Here is a 22,753-nt window from a genome sequence, read left to right on the forward strand (position 1 = left end):
CCATGAGTTCGAAAACCGGCCTGCTGGAAGTGATCGCGCTGACCGCGGTGGACGCGGAGCGCGCGCAGGAGGGCGGGGCCGATCGCCTCGAACTGGTCAGCGACATGGCCAGCGACGGGCTCACGCCGTCGGTCGAGACGCTGCGCGACGTGCTCGGCGCCACCGATCTCCCGGTGCGGGTCATGCTGCGCGACAACATGTCCTTCGCCGCCGGTGACCTCGACGGGCTGCGCGCGGACACCGCGCGCCTGATCGACGCGGGCGCGCGGGAGTTCGTCTTCGGCTTCCTGGACCTGGAAAGCGAAATCGACGTCGAAGCCTGCGAGACCCTGGTCAAGGAGCTCGACGGGCTGCCGTGGACCTTCCACCGCGCCATCGACCGCGCGCGGGACCCGTTGCGCGCCTACGACGAGTTGACCGGCCTCGGCTGCGACACGGTGCTCGCGGCCGGGCATCCGCACGGCGTCGCGCACGGGCTTTCGGTGCTGCAGCGGCTCGCCCGGCGTGAGGACGGGCCCCGGCTGCTGGTCGGCGGCGGCCTGCGGGCACAGCAGGTGCACCTGTTGCGCGCGGGCGGGGTCGGCGCGTTCCACGTCGGCGGCGCGGTCCGCCCGGGTGGCTGGGAGTCCGATGTGGATGTCGCCGCCGTTCGCGAGTGGGCGGCGCTGGTCAAGGAGTAGGCCATGTCGAATGTCCTATATGTGCAGTTCTGCGTGGGGTCGTGAGTGGTAATGAGGGCTAGAACGCTCTTTGCCACTCGCGACCCGGTCGCAAAGTCGCGCAAAGCACTCAAATCGGTCACTCATATCTCGGCTGGTGTCCCTTATGGACAGTCGAGAACGGGGGCCTTCGCCGCGTCGCACCCGAAGTAGACCGTACATCCAGAGGACGAAATGCGGGCCTTCGCTCCACTCGCGACACCCGCACCGAGGCCGTGAACACGGGGTCAGGTCCAGACCACATACGGTGATACGAGGTTGCATCTTCAACTATCGGGTGCCGACGAGATAGCGTGTGGCCATGGCTACCCGCACCGTACGTGACGCGACCAGGGAACTGCTGCGCGATCTGGGCCTGACCACCGTTTTCGGCAATCCCGGCACGACCGAGATCGCCTTCCTCACGGAATGGCCCGACGACTTCACCTACGTGCTCGCGCTCCACGAGGCGTCCGTCGTCGCGATGGCCGACGGATACGCCCGCGCGAGCAGGCAGGCGGCACTGGTGAACCTGCACTCCGCCGGCGGGGTCGGCCACGCGCTCGGGCACATCTTCACCGCGTACCGCAACAACGCCCCGCTGATCATCCTGGCGGGCCAGCAGACCAGGTCGCTGCTGCCGGACGATCCGTTCCTCGGCGCCGTCGAGGCGGCGAACTTCCCCAAGCCGTACGTGAAGTGGAGCTGCGAGCCCGCCAGGGCCGAGGACGTCCCGGCGGCGCTGGCCCGGGCGTACCACATCGCGACGCAGGCGCCCATGGGTCCGGTGTTCGTCTCGGTGCCGGTGGACGACTGGGACGCCGAGACCTCGAAGCCGATCGTCTCCCGGCCGCGGATCCCCGGTTTCGCGCCCGATCCGTCCGCTTTGGACGAACTGGTGGCCGCCTTGGACGCCGCCGAACGTCCGGCGATCGTGGTCGGCCCGGGTATCGACGGGGAAGGCGCCGTGCCGGACGTCGTCGAACTGGCCGAGAAGGTGGGCGCCGGGGTCTGGGCGCCGCCGATGGGGGCGCGCTGCTCGTTCCCCGAGGACCACCCGCAGTTCTTCGGATTCCTGCAGCCGGAACGGAAAGCGCTCGCGAACGCGCTGACCGAGCACGATCTCGTGGTGGTCATCGGCGCCCCGGCGTTCACCTACCACGTGTACCGGGGCGAGTCGGAAACCGCGCTGCCGCCGCTGTTCCTGGTCAGCGACGACGAACAGATCCTCGCCAGGGCCGCGGAAGGCACCGGCATCCGCGCGACGCCGAAGCTCGCGATCCGCGCTCTGCTGGACCGAGCCGCGCCGCGGGAAGCGCCGAAACCCCGTACCAGGCTGGAAAAGCCCGCGGCGGTCACGCCGATCACCCCGGCCTACGCCTACTCCGTGATCTCGGAGGTCCTGCCGGACGACGCGATCGTCGTCGAAGAGACTCCTAGCCACCGCAACGAACTGCACGACCACCTGCCGATCAAGGCCACCGACACCGGTTTCCTCACCGTCGCCAGCGGCACCCTCGGTTACGGCCTCCCGGCCGCCGTCGGCGCCGCGCTGGCCCGCCCGGATCGCAAGGTCGTCGCGATCCTCGGCGACGGGTCGAGCATGTACTGCGTCCAGGCACTGTGGACGGCGGCGCAGCACAACCTGCCGGTGACGTTCGTGATCTTCGACAACTCGCAGTACGCCGCCGTGCGCATCCTCGGCGAGGCGGCGGGCGGCGAGAAGGTGCCGGGCGTCGACCTCGGCGGCATCGATTTCCCCGCGCTGGCGAAGAGTCTGGGGCTGCGGACGTCGGTCGTCGAGAAGGCCGAGGACCTCAAGCCGACGCTGGAGGCCGCGCTGCCGGACGAGCGGCCGCACTTGGTGCACGTCCGCATCGACGCGAACCCGCGCACGCTGTACTGAGAGAGCTGAAGGGCGCTTTCCCCGCATGTGATGCGGGGAAAGCGCCCTTCATCGCGTCAGATGCGGGGAAAGTCCCCTTCAGCTCTTCGCGCGAGCCTCGGACTCGGCGGCATCTGAGGCGGCCGCTTCCTGCTGCGCCAGTTCGTACTCGGCCGCGTCGGAAGCCGCGGTGACGGCTTCGGGGGCACCGCCGTGCAGCAGCCGCGCCACCTCACCGCGCAGCGTCACGAACTCCGCCGACTCGCGCGTGGTGATCTGGTCCCGTTCCGCGGGCAGCCCCACCGGCAGGTCCGCGACGATCTTCGCCGGCGACTTCGACAGCACCAGCACCCGGTCCGACAGGTAGACGCTCTCGTCGATGTCGTGCGTGACGACGAGGACCGTGCTCCCGTTCTCGCGCTGCACGCGCCGCGTCAGGTCTTCGAGCTCGAACCGCGTCTGCGCGTCGACCGACGCGAACGGCTCGTCCATCAGCAGCAGGGCCGGACGGCTGGCCAGTGCCCGCGCGATCGACACGCGCTGCTGCATACCGCCCGAGAGCTGCCACGGGAACTTCGAGCCGACCCCGGAGAGGCCGACCGACTCCAGCGCCTCCTGGGCCCGCGTACGGCGCTCCGAGCGGCTCAAGTTGCGCCACCGCAAGGGGAACTCGACGTTCTTCGCGACCGAGAGCCAGGGGAACAGCGAGCGGCTGTAGTCCTGGAACACGACGGCCAGATCCTCCGGGACGCCGGAGACGTCGTCGCCGTGCAGGCTGACGCGGCCGGACGTCGGCTTGATCAGCCCGGCGATGCAGCGCAGGAGCGTCGACTTGCCGCAGCCCGACGGGCCGACGATGCTCGCGAGCTGTCCCGCTTCGACAGTGAACGACAGGTCGTTGACGGCGACGTGCGCCTTTTCTCCCGCGCCGTACCGGTGGTTCAGCCCGGAGACTTCGAGCATGGTTGACATCTTGCTGACCCTTCGAAAACTAGAGACGGCCGTTGCGGGTGGGCTGCCAGCGAAGCACTCTCTGCTCCACCGCGAGGAAGGCCGCGTTGAACCCGAAGCCGAGGAGCCCGAGCAGGACCAGCCACGACCACATGAGCGGGAAGTCGAACGCCTGCTGGGCGTCCATCAGTGACCGGCCGATGCCGTTGTAGGAGCCGACCAGTTCCGAGATCACCATCAGCAGCAAGGAGATGGACAGGCTCAGCCGCAGGCCCGCGAAGATCTTCGGCCCGGCGGCGGGCAGCACGATCGAGCGCACCCAGTACGACCGGGGAGTCCGGAACGACTTCGCGGTGTCGATCTTCACCTGGTCCACCGACCGGACGCCGTCCACGGTGTTGAGCAGCACCGGCCAGATCGCGCCGAAGATGATCGATCCGGTCTGCATCCCCGGCCCGAGTCCGAAAAGGACGATGAACACCGGGATCAGCGCGGGCGGCGGCACCGAGCGGAAGAACGCGAACAGCGGCCCGACGTAGTCCATGCCGGTCTTGGAGCGGCCGAGCAGGACACCGAGCGCGACACCGAGGGCGCCGGCCAGCAGCCAGCCGCCGAGTGTGCGGCCGAGGCTCGGCAGGACGTTGTCGAACACGGTGTCGGTCAGGAACAGCTGAGAGGCCGGGCCGGTGAACCACAGTTTCACCGACGCGGACAGGATCTCGGTCGGTGGCGGGAAGAACGGGCTTTCCGCGAGCCGGGTCGCGAGCTCCCAGATCCCGAGCAGGGCGAAGAACAGCAGCCAGTTGCGGACCAGGATGCCGATACCCCGGCCCACGCGCCTGCCGACGCGGCTGGTCAGCGTGAGGGTCGTCACGAGACCGCCTCCCGGTCGACCGTGCTCCAGCGGAACGCCCGCCTGCCGATCATTTCGAGCCCGCCGTTGATGAGGAAGCCGAGCGCGCCGACCACCACGGTGCCGGCGAGCACGAGGTCGAACCTGGTGGAACCGGTGCTGGCCTGCATGATGAAGTTGCCGATGCCGAGTTTGGCGCCGGCGAGGAACTCGGTACTGACCACCGCGATCAGCGCGATGTTGGCGGACAGCCGGACCCCGGTGAACACGAACGGCGCGGTATGCGGCAGCGCCACCGACGTCAGCGTCCGGAACTTGCTGGTACCGCAGGCTTTCGCGGTCTCCTGCAGCACGGGGTCGATCTCGCCGAGCGCGTAGATTGTGTTGAACATGATGGGCCACAACGACGCGTACACGGCCAGCGTGATCTTGGCTTCGGGCCCGCCGCCGATCAGCAGGAGCACCAGCGGGATCAGCGCGACGGCGGGGATCGGCCGCAGGAACTCGATGACCACCGCGGTCGCGGTCCGCAGGCCGGGGATGCTGCCCAGCAGCAGACCGGCAGGCACGGCGATGGCGACCGCGATCAGCAGGGCGATCGCCCACGCGAGGAACGTGGCGACCAGGTCCCGGATGAACTGGGTCTCGCCGAACTGTTCGAAGATCGTCACGAGGACGACGGACGGCGGGGGGAGGAACTCTTTACGGACCAGGCCGGCCTGGACGATCACTTCCCAGACGAGGAAGAAACCGGCCAGACCGGCCAGGGCACGGAGAAGTCGTGGCACCTTGACCTTTATCCAGCTTGAGGGGCGAGCATCGGAGCGGCGTCGAGCTTGGCCGTGATCACTCCGGTCTGCAGCAGCAGGTCCGGCACTCGCTGCAGGCGACGGGCGTCCAGTGTGGACCCGAACGTCGGCAGCGTGAGCAGTGAAGCGGTTTCCGCGTCGACCTTGGCGTACTTGACGATCATCGGTTCGATCTTGGAACGGTCGGCCGAATCGCGCACGGCCTTGGCCAGTGCGCGCTGGAACGCGGCCAGCGTCTTGGGGTTCTTGTCCACGAAGGAGCCGAGCGCGCCGAAGCCCGCCAGGGGGAAGTCCTGGGTGGCGCCGGTCGAGATGTCGACGACCGGGGTCGCGCCGACGACCTTCGAGGCCTGGGTCAGGAACGGCTCGGGCAGGTAGCCCGCGTCGACCTGGCCCGAGGAGAGCGCCGCGGCGATGTTCGGCAGCTGCATGGGCACCCACTGGACCTTGCTGGTGTCCACGCCGTGGTCCTTCATCACCGAGACGGTGAGCAGGTGGGAGGCGGTGTTCTTGTCGGTGATCGCGATCTTCTTGCCCGCGAGGTCGTTGATCGTCTTGACCGGCGAGGTCGGCACGGTGACGACCGCGTTGCTCTTGGGGCTGGCCGAAACGGAGTCGGCGACGAGCCGGATGTCGGCCGCGCCCTTGCTCTTCGCGACGAAGAACGGCATGTAGGTGGAGAAGGCGATGTCGACCTCGCCACCGATCATCTTGGTCATCGCCTGCTGGCCACTGGGGGCGTCGACCGCTTCGACCTCGAGACCTTCGGCCTTGAAGTAGCCGCCTTCCTGCGCCAGCCGCAACGGCGCGAGGTCGACGACGGGCAGCAGGGCCACCTTGATCTTCGGCTTCTCCAGTCCGCCCTCGCCACCCGACGCCTTGGACGTGTCCTCGCCGCCGAGTGCGCCGCAGGCGCCCAACGTGGCCAGCATGAGCGCGCTCAGGGCGACGCTGACGGCACCCCGTCCTCTACGTGCACCGTTCCTGCTCATGGCGTTTCGAAACAAAGCCAGCTCCTCGGAAACAATGAATCACCGTTGGGGTTTTTTCATCCGTGTCGTGGCTTCATTTCGCCAGGCACGCGGTCACCTTAGAGATTTGCCCACCTGCTCACAATGGGTGTCGTGAGCGGGTGATCATTTTAGGCCATTCGCCCGATCACTTGATCACCCGCTTGGACATCATCACTTTCAGTGATCGAATTCCGCGTGGATGGGCAATTCGGAGTAACCGCGTGTCATCAACTCGTGGTCTGTGCCGCGATCATCGGGCCGACGTCGATCTTGGTCTGGATCGCGCCCATCTGCAGGAGCAGGTCCGGGACCCGCTGGATGCGGCGGGGGTCCAGGGTGGACTGGAACGTCAGCAGCGTGGTGAGCGCGGCGGTGTCCTGGTCGATCTTGGCGTACTTGACCAGCAGCGGCTCGATCTTGGAGCGGTCCGCCGCGTCGCGGGTCGCCTTCTGCATGGCGCGCTGGAAGGCGGCCACGGTCTTCGGGTTCTCCGAGACGAACTTGCCGAGGGAGCCGTAGCCCGCGGTGGGGAAGTCCTGGGTGGCGCCGGTGGCGGTGTCCACGACCGGGACGGTGCCCGCCTGCTTGGCGGTCTGGGTGATGAACGGCTCGGTCAGGAAGCCGGCGTCGATGTCGCCGTTCTTGAGCGCGGTCCCGATGTTCGGCAGCGGGATCGGCACCCACTGGACCTTGCTGGCGTCGACGCCGTGGTCCTTCATGACCGATTTGGACAGCGTGTCCGACACGGTGTTCGGCGCGGTGATGCCGATCTTCTTGCCTGCCAGGTCGCTGACGCTCTTCACCGTCGACGTCGGCAGGGTGACCAGCATCGTGCTCTTCGGGCCCGCGGAAGAAGCGTCCGCGACCAGCTTGATGTCGGCGGTGCCCTTGCTCATCGCGATGAAGAACGGCGTGTAGCTCGCGTACGCGATGTCGACCTCGCCGCCGATCAGCTTGGTCAGCGAGACCTGGCCGGTCGCGGCTTCCACCGCCTCGACGTCGAGGCCTTCGTTCTTGAAGTAGCCGCCGTCCTGGGCGAGACGCAGCGGAGCAAGGTCGATGGTCGACATCACGGCGACCTTGATCTTCGACTTCTCGAGGTTCCCCGTGCCCCCGGAAGAGGAGGATTCGTCTCCGCCGAGGAGCCCGCAGCCGCTGACCGTCGTCGTGACAACGGCCGCCATCGCGAATGCGATCGCCCCACGCCGCCCCAGGCGGGCGCTCAAGGCCTTCTTCGAAAGCAAGTGGTGCTCCTGATCAGGGGGAGGGACACGTGATGACGTGGCCTGATGTGGAATTCGGAAGTGACTCTTTGTCTCAAGTCAGGCCCCACTGTAGAGAACACACACTGTGCTCACAATGGGTGGTCATCCCATGATCCCAAGTGGTAACGATCACCCGAACAGGTTGTTTGTCAGAAGTGAACACAACTGGGCGTGTTCGGGGCGGGGACTTGTTGACAACTGAGCGCCGACGGGTCAAGACCCGTCCGGGGCTTTCTCGGAGGTCTTGACCGAAGGGTTACATCTGGGCCGCCCGTTCGCTACCCTCATGCACCGGTAGTGAGGTGTGGACCACTGATGTAGTGAAAGAGAGTGCCTTGGATGGCCGAACGCTCTGGACCTTTCCCGAGGTGCAAGGCACTCTGTGTCGAACACGGTGAACACGTCCGTGCTTCACTGGTGCGCGCCCGCGCACTGGCGGGTTAGGCCGAACAGACCAATGGCACCGAGCAGGGTTTCGGTCAAGTGCACTTGAGAGATCGCGTCGAAGACGACTTCCTCATTCGGATGAGTGGATACTCACGCCGTGCGCATCCCTCCCGGGTGACGGGAGCGTGCCGGTAGTGGTCTCCGACAACCGACCCAGACAGCAGCAGTACGGCCAGTTCGAGAACGGCATGTCCAAAATGGGCTTTCCCGGCCCGAATGAAGATGATGGTGGTGCGGCGGTGCCGAACGAAGACACCGCGGGGGTGGGAGGGGCCCCTGCGCGGGATACCGGAGACGGTCCTGGCGGGAAGGCCGGGTCGTTCCTGGGCCTGCGTAACTGGCGTCTGCGATCGAAGCTCGCGGCCATCCTGATCATTCCGACGCTGACGGCGCTCGCGCTCGGCACGCTGCGCGTGATCGACGACAGCAACGAGGCGGCGAGGTTCCAGGACACCGCCGACCAGGTCGCGTTCGCCGACAAGATCACCCTCGTGGTGCACGAGCTGCAGAGCGAACGCGCGCTCGCCGTCGCCAAGATCGCCTCCGGCGACCCGTCGCGCCAGAACGGTCTCGACGCGCAGATCGCCAAGGTCGACCGCGCCGTCGACGACCTGCGTGCTTCGGCGAACCAGATCAACCCGGACGATCAGGACACGAGGGACCGCTACTCGCGTGGTCTGCAGCGGCTCGACGCCCTGCGCCCGCTGCGCGGCGCGATGAACACCTCGCTGCTGGGCGACACCCCGGTCCTCATCGCCTACTCCGGCATCCTCGACTCGCTGGTCCAGCTCGGCCGCGAGGTGACCACCGCGGTGGCCAACCGCGACGTGCTCCGGCTCGGTGTCACCGTGCAGGCCATCAGTGAGAGCAAGGAGTTCATCGCCCGCGGTGACGCGGCGCTGCTGATCGCCTCCTTCCGCTCCGGGTTCCCCGGCGACCTGTTCGACCAGGCCCGCTCGGCGGTCGCGAGCGGCGACGCCTCGACGGCGGCCTTCATCGCCAACGCCAGCCCCGAACAGCGGCAGCTTTACTCGGACACCTTCTCCGGCCCCGAGGTCGACGACCGCCGCCGGATCACCACGATGGCGTTCTCGCTGCACCAGCAGAACGAACCGCCGTCGATCGACAACGTCGCGCTCGGCAACGACAGCCGGGTCGCGCTGGACAAGCTGCGCGCGGTCGAGACCAACCTGCTCGGCCAGCTGCGGGCACAGGCCGACGGCCTGGCCACCGACGCGATCAACTCGGCCTGGATCGGCGGCGCGATCGTGCTGCTGGCCCTGCTCGCCGCGCTGTTCCTGATGCTCGTCATCGCCCGCCTGATGCTGCGCCCGCTGCGGGTGCTGCGGAAGACGGCGCTCGACGTCGCCTACACACGACTGCCGGAAACCGTGCAAGCCATCCTCGACGACCCGGACCCGGTCAACGCCTCGAAGCGGTCGGTCGAGCCGGTGCCGGTCACTTCGCGTGACGAGATCGGTGAAGTGGCGCGTTCGTTCGACGTCGTCCACGAACAGGCCGTCAAGATGGCCGCCGAACAGGCCCTCCTACGCGAGAACGTCAACGGCATCTTCGTGAACCTGTCCCGCCGATCGCAGCGGCTGGTGGAACGCCAGCTCGGCGTCATCGACCGGCTCGAGGCCGACGAGCAGGACCCGGACCACTTGGCCAGCCTGTTCGAGCTCGACCACCTCGCCACGCGGCTGCGCCGCAACGGTGAAAGCCTCCTGGTGCTCTCGGGCGCCGGTCTCGCGAAGTCGGTGCCCAAGCCGGTGCCCGCCGCCGACGTCATCGGCGCCGCGGTCTCGGAGATCGAGCAGTACGCCCGGATCGAGATCGGGATCGTCCCCGAGGTCGCCGTCCAGGGCCTGACGATCCACGACCTCGTGCACGTGCTCGCGGAACTGCTGGACAACGCCACCTACTTCTCCGAGCCGGAGACGAAGGTGACCGTCCGCGCGGTGATCACCCGCAAGAAGGCGCTCGCCATCCAGGTCACCGACCACGGTGTCGGCATGACCGAGGAGCGGCTCGCCGAGGTCAACCAGCGGCTGGCCGACCCGCCGGACCTGGATGTCTCGGTGACCCGGCGGATGGGCCTGTACGTGGTCGCGCGCCTGGCGCGCCGCCACGGCATCGAGGTCCGGCTCCGGGAGAACGAGGACATCGAGGGCGGCGTGATCGCGCGGGTCGTCGTACCCGCCGAGCTGCTCACGCAGATGCGGCCCGGCGTGCGGAACACCCCGCCGCCGGCGAACCGCTCGGAAACGTCGATGCCCTCGATGCCGTCGGTGTCCGAGATGTCGACCTCGCTGCCGAACATCCCGGCTTCCGACCGCGGCCTGGAGATGACGCCACCGCCGCCGTCGAAGCCCCCGGCTTCGCAGCCGGTCGCGCAGCAGGGCGGGCTCGTCCCGCTCGACCAGCCGATCAGTCTCGACGACCTGGTCGCGGGCAAGAACGCCGCCGGACCGTTCCTCAGCCCCGCGAAGCCCGCCGAGGAGTCTCCGGCGTGGCCGACGGCCGAAGACATCTCGCCCACCAACGGCGACGGCGCCTCCAGCGGCACCGAGACGCAGTTCGCGTCGCTGGTGCTGCCGAAGCGGGAGCCGAAGTACACCCCGGTCGAGCCGCAGAACAAGCCGGAGGAACACTCGGACGCCGGCAAGTCGGCGCTCGACGACGACGTGCCCACCCGTCGGCTGCCGATCTACCAGTCGGTGCTCTCGCGCTGGTTCAGCGAAGGCGACGAGGCCGGGGGCGACAGCCCGACCACCTATACCGAGCCGGTCGAACCCGACGCGTCCGCGCGGACCCGTAACGGTGGTGTCGAAGCGGAGGAACCGGCCACCGGGGACACCGGGGACACTTCCGGAGAGGCATTGCCCACTCGGACGCCGCGGAGTGTTCCGCCGGAGACGGTGCTCCAGGACAATGGCTGGCGCAGCGCGTCGGACGACGGCTGGCAGGCGGCGCAGGTCCTGTACGAAGACCGGAACGACGAGATCACCCCGGCGGGCCTGCCCAAACGGGTGCCGAACCAGTACCTCGTCCCCGGCTCGATCGGCGGGAACGAGCCGAAGAAGGAAGACTCGTTCGCCGACAAGACCTCCGGAATGCCGGGAACGGGTGCGATCGCCCGCTCGGCGACGGCGGCGCGGAGTCGGATGGCAAGCTTCCAGCAGGGCTACAAGTCGGGACGGCACGCGTTGAAGGAACGTCCGATCGACGCGCTGGATGACAACGGCGTTCCGGTGACTGGCGGGGATGCGGGTTCCCCTGCCGATGACAGCAGTAAGGAGTGACAGTGACACGGGCGGGTGCGATGCAGCCGGGTGGTCCGGCGCAGCCTGGCGGCCAGGCGCAGGGTAAAGGACACACGAGCAGCTTTGCCTGGCTGATCACGGATTTCGTGCACCGGGTCCCGGGCGCGGCGCATGCCGTGGTGGTGTCGGCGGACGGTTTGCTGCTGGCCTCGTCGAAGGGACTTCCCAAGGACAGGGCCGATCAGCTGGCCGCCGTCGCGTCGGGGCTCACGAGCCTCGCCCGCGGTGCGGCGAAGGTGTTCGAAGGTGGCACGGTCGCCCAGACGGTGGTCGAGATGGCCAACGGCTTCCTCTTCCTGATGTCGGTGTCCGACGGGTCCTGCCTGGCGGTCCTCGGCTCACCGGAGAGCGACATCGGCCTGGTCGTCTACGAGATGACCCTGCTGGTGGAACGGGTGGGGCAACAGCTGACACCGGAGATGCGCGCGCAGCTGCAGGGCGCGTCGGTCCGCCGCTGAGCGACCGGGAACCGAGGAGAATGCCGTGGACGACGGGCGCTTGAGGGGCGATGGCCGGCTCGGTGACGACTTCTCCGGCGGGTGGTCGGAACGTGACGACGGCCGGGAGGACTGGACGTCCTTCCGGGACCGGGTCGACCGCGAATGGCGATCGCGACGGGCACAGGGGTCGGACAACGACCCCGTGTCCCCGGACGAGGCCTCCCGCTGGCTGACCGATTCGAACGCGGGTCAGGGACCCGCCGATTTCAGCGTTTCGGACTACCGGGAACGCCTCCTCGGCGGCCCCGGGGCGGAACTGTTCGGTGGTGGCAGCGGTCCGCTCTACGATTCCGGCGAGTTCGCCAAGTTCTCCTTCGACAAGGAGGAGGAGCGCCGGGCGGCGGCCGCCGCCGACCCGCTCGCCGCGGCACTGCCGCAGCAGGCACAGAACGAGTACGTCGACGAGCAGTACACCACCGACGTCGAATCCTCCGGCCTGGTCCGGCCGTATTTCCGCACGCGGGGACGGACCAAGCCGACGTACGACCTTGCCATCGAGGCGTTGATCTCGACCAGCGAACAGGGACGTGTGCTCGACCGCGTACGCGTCCCCGAACACCGGTCGATCTGCGACCTTTGCCTGGACACCCGGTCCGTCGCCGAAGTCGCGGCGCTGTTGCGCCTGCCGCTCGGCGTGGTCCGGGTGCTGATCGGAGACGTGGCCGGCCTCGGTCTGGTCCTGGTGCACAGCGCCAGCCAGAACGTGGGTGACCGGCCGAGTATCGAGTTCATGGAGAGGGTGCTCAGTGGGCTTCGGAGAATTTGACTCCGACGCGAATGCGCCGCAGGTGACCGGACCGACTTCGTCGGCCAAGATCGTGGTCGCTGGCGGATTCGGCTCGGGGAAGACCACGCTGGTCGGAGCGGTTTCGGAGATCGATCCGCTGACCACCGAGGCCATGATGACCGAGGCCAGTACCGGCGTCGACGACAATTCGGCCACCCCGAACAAGTCGACGACGACCGTGGCCATGGACTTCGGCCGTATTTCGCTGGACTCGGACCTGGTGCTGTACGTGTTCGGTACGCCGGGCCAGCACCGGTTCTGGTTCATGTGGGACGACCTCGCGGTCGGCGCCATCGGTGCCGTCGTGCTGGTCGACACGCGGCGGCTCGCCGACGCGTTCCCGTCGATCGACTTCTTCGAGAACCGGAAGCTGCCGTACGTCGTGGCGATCAACTGCTTCGACCGGCTGCTGCACCACCAGATCGAGGACGTCCGGCACGCGCTGACGATCTCCCCGTCCGTGCCGATCATGGCCTGTGACGCCCGGGAACGTGAGTCCGCCAAGCAGGTGTTGATCTCGGTCGTGCAGCACGCCATCGCGCACGATTCGGCGTTGCGCGCCGGATAAACAGAGCGAAAACCCGGAGCGGATGCGGCCGTTGGAGTGAACTCGGCAGGCTTCACCCGCTTCGGGGAGTGGCGTCACCGGCCGGACCGGACGCGGGGCGACCCCTTTCACGCGATCCGGCACCGACGCCACCCGATCAGGCGACCGTGACGGCGATGACCTGCGCGGACACCGGTTCACGCCTGGTCTCACCCGGCCACCACGGGGTGACCCACGAATGCGTGGTTCGCGATGGGTCGACGCGGTGAGCGGCTGGACGTTTACGTTCGGTTAACGCCGACGGCCGGGTGGCGGGCTCGACACGATCGGCGGGACGAATACGCTGGGTGGAGGCGTCTTTCGGCTCGACGGCACCGGGATCGGTGCAGGTCGGCGCTAGACGCCCGGACCACGCCGCCCAGGTGGTCTTGACGCAGCGAGGAGGGACTTGTGACGGCATCCGGGCAGCAAAGCTCGTTCGGCTGGCTCATCACGGATTTCGCGCGCCGGGTTCCCGGTGCCGCGCACGCCGTGCTGGTCTCCGCGGACGGACTTCTCCTCGCGCCGTCGGAAGGGCTGCCGCAGGAGCGGGCCGAACAGCTGTCCGCGGTCGCCTCCGGGCTGATCAGCCTCACCGCCGGCGCGGCGCGCTGCTTCGACGCGGGCGGGGTCAACCAGACCGTCGTCGAGATGGAACGCGGTTACCTCTTCCTCATGTCGGTCGCCGACGGCTCGTCACTCGCCGTGCTGGCCGCGCCGACCTGTGACATCGGCACCGTGGCCTACGAGATGACGCTGCTCGTCGAGCGGGTCGGCCAGCAGATCACGCCCGAGCTGCGCGCGCAGCTCCAGGGCGGCGTACGTGGGTGACCGATGAAGATCACCGGATTCACCGAACCGGAACCGTCCGGCTGGGACTCCCTCTACCAGGGCACCGAACGCGAAGCCTTCGATTCACCGAGCCGCTTCGAGCTGAGCTCGATCAGCACGGTCATGCCGCGGCGCCCGGCCGAGCCTCCCGCACCCCCGCCGATGCCGTCGCCGATCCGTCAGTCGCCGCCGCGTCCCGCGCCCGCTGACGTCGCGCCCGCTTCGGTCTATCTGCCGACTTCGGGCTCCCGGGTCCGGCCCTACACCCGCACCGGCGGACGCACCCGCACCGCGCACGACCTGGCGCTGGAGGCGCTGGTGTCGACCACCGACGACGGCCGCCGGTACCGCGGCGTGCGGACACCCGAACACCGCCAGATCTGCGACCTCTGCCTGGACACCCGGTCGATCGCGGAGATCGCCGCGCATCTGCGGCTGCCGCTGGGCGTGGTGAAGGTGCTCGTGGGCGACATGGCGGACGCCGGTCTGGTGCTGATCCACCAGACCGAGCTGATCCTTGGTGACTCGTCTTCGCGCGCTTTCATGGAGCGGGTGCTTCAGGGCCTGCGCGCCCTCTGATCCCGCCCGCGTTTAGTCCTCTAAAAGCGGTTTCGGGTGCACCGATTCCCAGTTCGCCTGCCCACGTCGAGTGTCTCGGGCAACTTGCGGCCCGGCAGATGACATGCCTCGTTGACTACTTACGGTGAACATCGGCCACATTCGGTAATGAAACGCGCTGCGCCGTGGTTACATCTCGGTCGTCCGTGAACGGGATCTCAGCGTGACGCCGGTCCTTCTGATCTGCGTTAACCTGGGCAAGGAGTAGCCGGTGGGGTACTGGAGAAAGCATCCTCGGAAGGACCTGGAAGCTGTTCTCGAGCACTTCCATCGGGCAGGATGGAGGATCTTGGATCCACCGACCTACTACATCGTCCGGTGTCCGTGCGGGCAGCACCAACGTTGGATCCACTTGACGCCGAGCGGCGGCAACTACGGAAAGAACGCGGTGTCCTGGCTGCTTCGGCAACCTTGTTACGAGATCGAAGGGGGTTCCTGATGGGTGTGAGGGTCCACGCGCACTGGGTCTTCATCGCCGACGGCGACGGTGATCTCTTCGACTACTGCGACAAGGTGATGCGAGCGCTGCTCCAACAAGAACGCTGCCTCGACGGGTTCGTCGACAGCGCGGTCTCCGCGGACGCGGCGCGTGCGGTGATGGAGATCGAAGCCGATATTTCCGGTGACGACCTTTCCCACGCCATCGCCGAGGGACACGCCGCTGTCCGCGCCGCGCTGCATTCGGCCGGGATCGGCACACCGGACTGGCCGACCCACGGCGAGGCTTTGTCGATGGTGCTGAAGGATCTTCGCACCGAGCAGCTGGTCTAGTCCGTCAGTCCTCGACGAGGGCGGCCGACGTGATCCGGTGCAGTGGGTAGCGCTCGTTGTCGGTCCCTTCGAGGACCCCGCCGCCGACCCGCAGCGGCCGCACCACCCGCTGGCTCGCCGTCCCGCGTGAGTCGACGAACCCGATCCACACCTCACGGCGCTCGATGGTCGCCTGGGACAGCAGCGCCAGCGTCGCGGACGTGTCCCCGGAGCCGCCACCCTGTGGCGCGCGCACCGTCTCGCCCCGGCGGCGCGCCGAAGCGGCGTCACCGGCCCGGACGTGCGCGACGATCTTGCCGACCTGGTCGTCGGTCAGCCCGGCGGGCTCGCCAGGGGCGCGACGCGCGGCACGTGCCTTCGCGGGAAGGCGACGTCCGGACGGCCTGATGTCCATGACACGTCCGTCGGGTCCTTCGGCTGCCGGAGCGAACCCGGCGGCGCGGAGCGCGTCGAGGACTTCGGCGAGCGGGTACGCGCTGATGAGCACTGTCGGCGCGATCATCCGCAAGCCGTACTCGGTCGCGACGGGGCTGCCCATGACCTCGGCGAGCAGCGACGCGTCGTCGCAGCGCAGGAACGACTCGGCGGCCCCGCCGCGCAGCCGCCCGTGCCGCCGGGCGACGTCGTCGATCAGGTAGGTGAGTCCTTGCGGCACCGGCGTCGCCGACCGCGTCGAGAACAGCTGGTGCAGCTCGCCCGCGGTCCGCCCGGTGTCGAGCGCGCGCCGCACGGACGTCTCGGTGATCCGGTAGACGGTCGCGTGCCCGGAGGATTCGATGTCGGCGACGGCGGTCATCTCGGCCGCGAGTTCGGCCTCCAGCGGCCCGGGCGCGACCACGGTCAGGTCGGCCTGGACGAGGACGTGATCCACCGGACGCGGCAGCGCGTCGATCATCGCCTCGACCGCTCCCGGCCGGTCCTCGGCCAGCAGCGCCCGCGTCGCCGTGGTGAGCCCGCCGAGCCCGATCAGGCCGAGCGCCGCCCCCTCGGCCATCGTCCAGCGCACGGTTTCGTCCCGCAGCCGTCCGCCCCGCCGTGGCGCGCGCCAGGCGAGCGCGGCGACCAGTTCGTCGGTGCTCTTCACACCCGCGCCCTCGGGAAGCGCGGCCAAGGCCAGGAGGATCCGCCGTCGCGACGTGGGTGCCAGCGGACGGCGCAGGTCCTCCGAAAGCGGCGCGATCGGCTTGTCCTTCGCGTCCCGCCCGCCGGCGAGGCCGGGCAGCCGGGGCAGTTCGAGCCAGGCCTGGGCGATCGTCATCCAGCGCTGCGCGGTCGGCGACGCGAGCCACGAATCCGTGAGCGTCGTCGGCACCCATTCCGGTGCGGTCGCTTCGCTGTCGGCCACCAGCCCGGCGCCGACCGCGATCTCCGCGAGCAGGGTCACCCGGGTCTCGTCGACGTCGAGATCCTTGGCGAGTTTCTTCAGTTCGCGAACCCCGAGCCCGCCGGACTTCAGCACCGGCGGCGGCGTCTCCGACCATGCGCGGAGCATGTTTTCGGTCTGGCGCAAGAACTCCATCGCCTCACCGGCCGCCGTTGTGTCCACTGTGGACGGCTGATGCGGATGGGTGGGAAGTTCCGGTTCGCGCAGGGACGCCGGGTCGAACACCGACCCGCCGCGCAGTGCGATCCCGATCTCCCGCGGCAGCTCGACGGTCTGGTCGTCCCGGCGCAGCAGCAGGCCGCGCGCGAGCAGGCGCTGGACCGGGTTCTGCGCCCGCTCCAGCGGGACGTCGGCCGCCGCGTCCCGGGTCCGGCCGATCGGCGGCCCGGCCGCCAGGGTCGTCAGGACGGCGCGTTCGTCCTCGCCGACCTCCGCGAGCGCGGCGTCGATATCCGTTCCGGCGAGCGAGGGCGACGACGATCCGAGCCCGGCGGGGAAGGGGCCGAGCGCGTCGCGGGCCGACGGCGGGACGCGCAGCGCGTCGTCCTCGCCCCAGACCAGCGCACGCTTGCGCAACAGCGCCAGCGGCTCGTCGATCTTCTTGCCCACGAGCCGCGCGACCTCGGCCGAGGCGACCGGCTCGGTGTCCGCACCCGCCAGCAGCAGGGCGTCGAGGACGGCGAGCGTGAAGGTGTCGAGGTCTTCGCAGGCGCGCGCGACGGAGCCCGGCGTGCCGGCCCGGGTGGCGAGCACGATGGTGTCGGACGGGGGTGGCGTGGACAGGTCGCGACGAGTGCGCAGCAGTGCCGCGAGAGCGTCGTCGGACTCCTGGCGCAGCCAGTCCGCCAGGGAGGGCGCGGGCATAGAGGACCAGGATACCGGGCGGGTGGTGGCCCGGCAGCCGCGTTCGGGCAGACTGTCCCCTGAGAACGGCTTGACCATGCTCTGGAGGACGTTGTGGCGAAGGGCGAGAACAAGAAGCGCGCGGGCATCGACCCCACGTGGCCCGGTGAAGACGGGGAGCACCCCGTCACCGAGCTCGCGTCCGACCGGCAGGGCGCCTTGTCCCCGTTCGGCGACGTGACCTTCCCCCTCGACACGGTGCCGTACGTGCACCCCGAGACCGAGATCAACCGGTAGAAGTTACTGGTCAGTCACCCCCTGCGAGGGTCCGTGGCCGTCGTCACGGGAGTAGGTTTTCGATCGACCTATTCGAGCGTTCCTCAGCGGGGGTAGTGCCATGCCGGTTCCCGGTCCCGGATATTCGATCACCGTCCGGGTGGAGGCCCCCGCGTCGTCCACCGCGGCGGGTGATCTGACCACCGCCGTCGGCCGGGTCGGCGGCGTGCTGACCGCGTTCGACGTCGTCGAGTCGCACCCCGACTCGATCGTCGTCGACATCAGCGCCAACGCCCTGTCGGAGAACCACGCGCAGGACATCACGCAGACCCTGGACTCGATGCCGGGCGTCCGCGTGCGCAAGGTCTCCGACCGGACGTTCCTGATCCACCTCGGCGGCAAGATCGAGGTCACCCCCAAGGTCGCGCTCCGCAACCGTGACGACCTCTCCCGCGCGTACACGCCGGGTGTCGCCCGCGTCTGCCAGGCGATCGCGGCGAACCCCGAGGACGCGCGCCGCCTGACCATCAAGCGCAACACCGTCGCGGTGCTCACCGACGGCTCCGCGGTGCTGGGGCTGGGCAACATCGGCCCGGCCGCCGCGCTGCCGGTGATGGAGGGCAAGGCGGCGCTGTTCAAGAAGTTCGCCGACGTCGACGCGTGGCCGGTCTGCCTGGACACCCAGGACACCGAAGAGATCATCATGATCGCGAAGGCGCTCGCGCCGGTCTACGCGGGCATCAACCTCGAGGACATCGCCGCGCCGCGTTGCTTCGAGATCGAGAAGCGCCTGCGTGAGCAGCTCGACATCCCGGTGTTCCACGACGACCAGCACGGCACCGCGATCGTCGTGGTCGCCGCGCTGCGCAACGCCCTGCGCGTGGTCGGGAAGAACATCGAAGACTGCAAGATCGTCGTCAGCGGCGTCGGCGCGGCGGGCTCGGCGATCATCCGCCTGCTGCTGGGCAAGAACCCGGGCGACATCGTGGCCGCCGACATCGACGGCATCGTGCACTCCGCGCGCGGCAACCTCGACGAGAACCTGACCTGGATCGCCGAGCACACGAACAAGGAGCAGCAGGCGGGCACGCTGCACGAGGCGCTCGTCGGCGCCGACGTGTTCATCGGCGTCTCCGCGCCGAACCTGTTCGGGGCCGAGCAGGTCGCGACCATGAAGTCCGACGCCGTCGTGTTCGCGCTGGCCAACCCGGACCCGGAGATCGACCCGCTGGAGGCGCAGAAGCACGCCGCCGTGGTCGCCACCGGCCGCAGCGACTTCCCGAACCAGATCAACAACGTGCTCGCGTTCCCCGGCGTCTTCCGCGGGCTGCTCGACGCGCAGGCGCACCACATCGACGACTCGATGCTCCTCGCGGCCGCCGACGCCATCGCGGACGTCGTGGACAACGGCAAGCTGAACGCTTCGTTCATCGTGCCGAGCGTGTTCGACAGCGCCGTCGCCCCCGCGGTGGCGGAAGCGGTGAAGAAGGCAGCCAAGGCTGTGAAATCTGCCGAGCGCTGACGAAAACCCGCCGAAGGGGCGCCGTTCCGCTTCCACCGGCCTTCGCCAGAAAGAGGGCGCTCGGCGGTGAAGTCTCCGTCGGGCGCGGGGCGCCCTTGGGGAGACCGCGTAGCCCGAAGTGATAGCAAAGGTCCCTTGCTCCATTCGGAGTGCTCGTCATCACTGAGGCCGACCTCGTGGCCGACTTCAGGGTGACGACTCCGCCGACGCCCCGCTCATAGGCTCGACTCGACCAAGAAGTCGATCATGACGGGGGTTGGGGATGAAACGCTCTGTCCTGAGCAGGATCGGGACACTCACGGCCGCGGCGGTGACCATGGCGGTACTCGTACCGGCCACGGCGTCCGCCGCGGTTTCGTCCGTGCGCTGGGGGCCGTGTCCGGAGGACGTGGCCGCGCCCGGCGTGCAGTGCGCCACCTTGAAGGTCCCGCTCGACTACCGGAACCCGGGCGGGAAGACCATCGACGTCGCCGTTTCGAAACTCGCCAGCACCAAGCCGGCGAAGCGGCGCGGGATCATGCTGACCAACCCGGGCGGCCCCGGCGGGCCGGGGCTGACCATGCCCGCCGGGTTGCGGGCGGCGGGCATGCCGTCGAGCGTGCTCGACGCGTACGACATCATCGGCTTCGATCCGCGCGGGATCGGGCACAGCACGCCGGTCACCTGCGACCTCAAGCCCGAACAGCAGGTGAGCAACGTCCCGCCGTACGCGCGTGACGCGGCGGCGGTGGCGGAGCGCGCGAAGTACGTGGAGGGCATCGCCAAGCAGTGCGGGGCTTCGGCGACCGCCGCGAACCTGCCGTACATGACCACGGCCAACACCGCCCGCGACATGGACCGCATCCGGGAAGCCCTCGGCGAGGAGAAGCTCTCGTACTACGGCGTTTCGTACGGCAGCTACCTGGGCGCCGTGTATTCGACGCTGTTCCCGCGGCAGACCGATCGCGTCGTGATCGACAGCGTGACCGGCCCCGGCGGGCTCGATCCGGTCACCTCGCGTCGCCTGGCGGAGGGGTTCGAGGACCGCTTCCCGGACTTCGCGAAGTGGGCGGCGGCGCGGCACGCGAGCTACGGGCTGGGCCGTACTCCGCAGCAGGTGACGGCGAAGTTCTACGACCTCGTCGCCAAACTCGACGGCGGCGCCGTCCCCGGTGTCGACGGCGCGGCGTTCCGCATGGGCACTTTCGGTGCGCTTTACGCGACCAGTTCCTTCCCGGTGCTGGCGCAGCAGTGGCAGGCACTCGATACCGAAGGCACCGTGAAGCAGACCGCTCAGGCCCAGCAGATCGACCCGGCGCAGCTGCTGGCCGGGCAGTTGCACGTGGTCTGCAACGACGCGGACTGGCCTGAGGACGTCGCGACCTACCAGCGCAACGTCGCGAAGGACCGGGTGAAGTACCCGATGTTCGGCGCCGCCGGGGCGAACATCTGGGCCTGCGCGTACTGGCCGTCCGAGCCGATCGAGCCGCCGGTGCGGATCGGCGACCGGGGACCGTCGAACATCCTGATGGTGCAGAACCTGCGTGACCCGGCGACGCCGCTGAGCGGCGCCAAGGAGATGCGCCGCGCCCTCGGTGACCGGGCACGGATCGTGACCGTGGACGAAGGCGGGCACGGGGTCTGGCTGAGCGACGAGAACGCCTGCGGCAACAACGCCGTCAACCGGTTCCTCGTGGAAGGCAAGCGCCCCGCGCGCGACACGGCCTGTGCCGCGGACAACGGCGGGCTCTTCGCCTCGATGACGCCGGAGCAACGGCAGGAACGCGAGAAGGCCCTCGACGAGGTTCGCTCGAAGCAGCGGATCTTCTGAATTCTCTGAGGTGAACCCGCGGCCGTTGTCGCAGCGTTCACGCGTATGGTGCCGTGCCGAACGGACCTCGGCTCCGCCGACAGGTTCTGAGGACTAGCCTGCTGGGCGTGAGTGAACTCAGCCACGTCGACCATACGGGTGCCGCCCGTATGGTCGACGTTTCCGGCAAGACGCCCGCCGCCCGCACCGCGCTGGCGGGCGGCACCGTGCACACCACGGCCGAGGTGCTCGGCCTGCTGGCGACGGACGGGCTACCCAAGGGCGACGCCCTCGCAACCGCCCGGATCGCGGGCATCATGGGCGCGAAGAAGGTGCCCGAGCTGATCCCGCTCTGCCACCAGATCGCGTTGTCCGGCGTGAAGGTCGAATTCGCCCTCGCCGAGACCGCCGTGCACATCACCGCGACCGCGAAGACGAACGACCGGACCGGCGTCGAGATGGAGGCGCTGACCGCCGTCGCCGTCGCCGGGCTGACCCTGCACGACATGATCAAGGCCGTCGATCCGGCGGCGACCCTCGACGACGTCCGCCTGATCCGCAAGGACGGCGGCAAGGCCGGGACCTGGGAGCGGCCGTGAACCGGGTCGCGAGGGTGATCGTGGCGTCGAACCGCGCCGCGAAGGGCGTCTACGAGGACACCACGGGCCCGGTCATCACGGACTGGCTGACCGCACGGGGCTGGGACGTGCCGGAGCCCGTGGTCGTCGAGGACGGGGAACCCGTCGGCGGAGCCCTGAGGGACGCCGTCGCGGCCGGGGTGCAGGTGATCGTGACGACGGGCGGCACCGGCATCTCGCCGACGGACCGCACCCCGGACGTCACGCGCGCCGTCCTCGACTACGAACTCCCCGGCGTCGCGGACGCGATCCGCGCCGCCGGACTGCCCAAGGTGCCCACGGCCGTGCTCTCGCGCGGCGTCGCGGGCGTCGCCGGCCGGACCCTGGTGGTGAACCTGCCCGGCTCGCGTGGCGGGGTGAAGGACGGCCTCGGCGTACTGGACGGGATCCTCGACCACGCCGTCGACCAGCTGGCGGGCGGCGACCACCCACGGGAGGCACAGCAGTGAGCGTTCGGGTCGCACGGATCGCGGTGGTCGACGAGCCGCTTTCGGTCGAAGAGCACGCCCGCCTGGTGGACGACGCGGCCGCGGGTGCCGTCGTCACCTTCGGCGGGGTCGTGCGGGACCACGACGGCGGCCGGTCGGTGGACCGGCTCGCCTACGAAGGACACCCCAGCGCCGCCGACGTCCTCGCGGAGGTCGTCGCGGACCTCTCGGGCAAGTGGGAGGGCGTGCGGGCGGTCGCCGTCAGCCACCGGCTGGGCGCGCTGGCCATCGGTGACGTCGCGCTGGCGTGCGCCGTGGCGGCGGAGCACCGGGGCCAGGCGTTCGCCGCCTGCTCGGAGCTGGTCGACGAGGTCAAGGCGCGGCTGCCGGTGTGGAAGCACCAGCACTTCAGCGACGGCAGCGACGAGTGGGTCAACTCGCCGTAGGGGCTGAAGGGGACTTTCCCCGCATGCGATGCGAGGAAAGCGCCCTTCACCGCGTCAGACGAGGTGAAGGACGCTTTCAGCCCGGGA

The 22,753-nt window shown here is 69.1% G+C and carries 19 protein-coding genes and 1 pseudogene; 14 read left to right on the forward strand and 6 right to left on the reverse strand.

Going from position 1 to position 22,753, the window contains the following annotated elements; translation table 11 throughout:
- Positions 1–2 precede the first annotated feature (2 nt).
- Together DMH01_RS38765 and mdlC are read left to right on the forward strand one after the other, a co-directional pair.
- Positions 3–680 (forward strand): copper homeostasis protein CutC, encoded by a 678-nt coding sequence (locus DMH01_RS38765; RefSeq protein WP_125683832.1) that lies wholly within the window; start codon positions 3–5, stop codon positions 678–680.
- Between the two features lie 340 nt (positions 681–1,020).
- A complete protein-coding gene (mdlC, locus tag DMH01_RS38770; RefSeq protein WP_125683834.1) occupies positions 1,021–2,604 on the forward strand; it encodes a benzoylformate decarboxylase in 1,584 nt (527 codons plus the stop codon).
- Between the two features lie 78 nt (positions 2,605–2,682).
- On the opposite strand, the gene DMH01_RS38775 is transcribed toward mdlC, so the two are convergent.
- The 5 genes from DMH01_RS38775 to DMH01_RS38795 form a co-directional block, all read right to left on the reverse strand.
- A complete protein-coding gene (locus tag DMH01_RS38775) occupies positions 2,683–3,555 on the reverse strand; it encodes an ABC transporter ATP-binding protein (RefSeq protein ID WP_125683836.1) in 873 nt (290 codons plus the stop codon).
- Between the two features lie 19 nt (positions 3,556–3,574).
- The gene (locus tag DMH01_RS38780; RefSeq protein ID WP_125683838.1) at positions 3,575–4,408 is read right to left on the reverse strand and encodes an ABC transporter permease; all 834 of its coding nucleotides are present in this window, start codon (positions 4,406–4,408) and stop codon (positions 3,575–3,577) included.
- Positions 4,405–5,175 carry an ABC transporter permease gene (locus DMH01_RS38785; protein ID WP_034308326.1) on the reverse strand — a complete coding sequence of 257 codons (771 nt, stop codon included), beginning with the start codon at positions 5,173–5,175 and terminating at the stop codon, positions 4,405–4,407. The genes DMH01_RS38780 and DMH01_RS38785 overlap by 4 nt, the downstream gene beginning before the upstream one ends.
- Before the next feature lie 8 nt (positions 5,176–5,183).
- The gene (locus DMH01_RS38790; protein WP_370323606.1) at positions 5,184–6,188 is read right to left on the reverse strand and encodes an ABC transporter substrate-binding protein; all 1,005 of its coding nucleotides are present in this window, start codon (positions 6,186–6,188) and stop codon (positions 5,184–5,186) included.
- A 248-nt stretch (positions 6,189–6,436) separates the two neighbouring features.
- Positions 6,437–7,453 (reverse strand): ABC transporter substrate-binding protein, encoded by a 1,017-nt coding sequence (locus DMH01_RS38795; protein ID WP_125683840.1) that lies wholly within the window; start codon positions 7,451–7,453, stop codon positions 6,437–6,439.
- 656 nt (positions 7,454–8,109) lie between these two features.
- Here DMH01_RS38795 and DMH01_RS38800 point away from each other — a divergent pair.
- From DMH01_RS38800 to DMH01_RS38835, 7 genes are all read left to right on the forward strand, one after another.
- On the forward strand, positions 8,110–11,226 hold the full coding sequence (locus DMH01_RS38800) for a nitrate- and nitrite sensing domain-containing protein (RefSeq protein WP_125684134.1): 3,117 nt from the start codon (positions 8,110–8,112) through the stop codon (positions 11,224–11,226).
- A 20-nt stretch (positions 11,227–11,246) separates the two neighbouring features.
- A complete protein-coding gene (locus tag DMH01_RS38805) occupies positions 11,247–11,705 on the forward strand; it encodes a roadblock/LC7 domain-containing protein (RefSeq protein WP_085939650.1) in 459 nt (152 codons plus the stop codon).
- A gap of 25 nt (positions 11,706–11,730) precedes the next feature.
- Positions 11,731–12,513 (forward strand): DUF742 domain-containing protein, encoded by a 783-nt coding sequence (locus DMH01_RS38810; protein ID WP_125683850.1) that lies wholly within the window; start codon positions 11,731–11,733, stop codon positions 12,511–12,513.
- Positions 12,494–13,102, forward strand: a complete 609-nt coding sequence (locus DMH01_RS38815; protein ID WP_007033392.1) for an ATP/GTP-binding protein — start codon at positions 12,494–12,496, stop codon at positions 13,100–13,102. Before DMH01_RS38810 ends, DMH01_RS38815 begins: the two co-directional genes overlap by 20 nt.
- Positions 13,103–13,531: 429 nt before the next feature.
- Entirely contained in the window at positions 13,532–13,951 is a 420-nt protein-coding gene (locus DMH01_RS38820; protein ID WP_038507851.1) for a roadblock/LC7 domain-containing protein, read from the forward strand.
- A 3-nt stretch (positions 13,952–13,954) separates the two neighbouring features.
- Positions 13,955–14,530, forward strand: a complete 576-nt coding sequence (locus tag DMH01_RS38825) for a DUF742 domain-containing protein (RefSeq protein WP_125683852.1) — start codon at positions 13,955–13,957, stop codon at positions 14,528–14,530.
- 477 nt (positions 14,531–15,007) lie between these two features.
- Entirely contained in the window at positions 15,008–15,340 is a 333-nt protein-coding gene (locus DMH01_RS38835) for a hypothetical protein (RefSeq protein WP_034308335.1), read from the forward strand.
- A gap of 4 nt (positions 15,341–15,344) precedes the next feature.
- Here DMH01_RS38835 and DMH01_RS38840 read toward each other — a convergent pair whose 3' ends face one another.
- A complete protein-coding gene (locus tag DMH01_RS38840) occupies positions 15,345–17,588 on the reverse strand; it encodes a helicase-associated domain-containing protein (RefSeq protein WP_125683856.1) in 2,244 nt (747 codons plus the stop codon).
- Positions 17,589–17,681: 93 nt separating this feature from the next.
- On the opposite strand from DMH01_RS38840, the gene DMH01_RS38845 reads away from it, so the two are divergent.
- From DMH01_RS38845 to DMH01_RS43620, 5 genes and pseudogenes are all read left to right on the forward strand, one after another.
- Positions 17,682–17,864 carry a hypothetical protein gene (locus tag DMH01_RS38845; RefSeq protein ID WP_125683858.1) on the forward strand — a complete coding sequence of 61 codons (183 nt, stop codon included), beginning with the start codon at positions 17,682–17,684 and terminating at the stop codon, positions 17,862–17,864.
- 100 nt (positions 17,865–17,964) lie between these two features.
- Positions 17,965–19,365 (forward strand): NAD-dependent malic enzyme, encoded by a 1,401-nt coding sequence (locus tag DMH01_RS38850; RefSeq protein ID WP_125683860.1) that lies wholly within the window; start codon positions 17,965–17,967, stop codon positions 19,363–19,365.
- Positions 19,366–19,627: 262 nt separating this feature from the next.
- The gene (locus DMH01_RS38855; RefSeq protein ID WP_125683862.1) at positions 19,628–21,175 is read left to right on the forward strand and encodes an alpha/beta hydrolase; all 1,548 of its coding nucleotides are present in this window, start codon (positions 19,628–19,630) and stop codon (positions 21,173–21,175) included.
- Positions 21,176–21,282: 107 nt separating this feature from the next.
- A complete protein-coding gene (moaC, locus tag DMH01_RS38860; RefSeq protein ID WP_125683864.1) occupies positions 21,283–21,753 on the forward strand; it encodes a cyclic pyranopterin monophosphate synthase MoaC in 471 nt (156 codons plus the stop codon).
- Positions 21,750–22,666, forward strand: a pseudogene (locus tag DMH01_RS43620) (molybdenum cofactor biosynthesis protein MoaE). Before moaC ends, DMH01_RS43620 begins: the two are co-directional and overlap by 4 nt.
- Positions 22,667–22,753 lie beyond the last annotated feature (87 nt).

The sequence above is a fragment of the Amycolatopsis sp. WAC 04182 genome, assembly GCF_003947465.1.
Taxonomy (GTDB): domain Bacteria; phylum Actinomycetota; class Actinomycetes; order Mycobacteriales; family Pseudonocardiaceae; genus Amycolatopsis.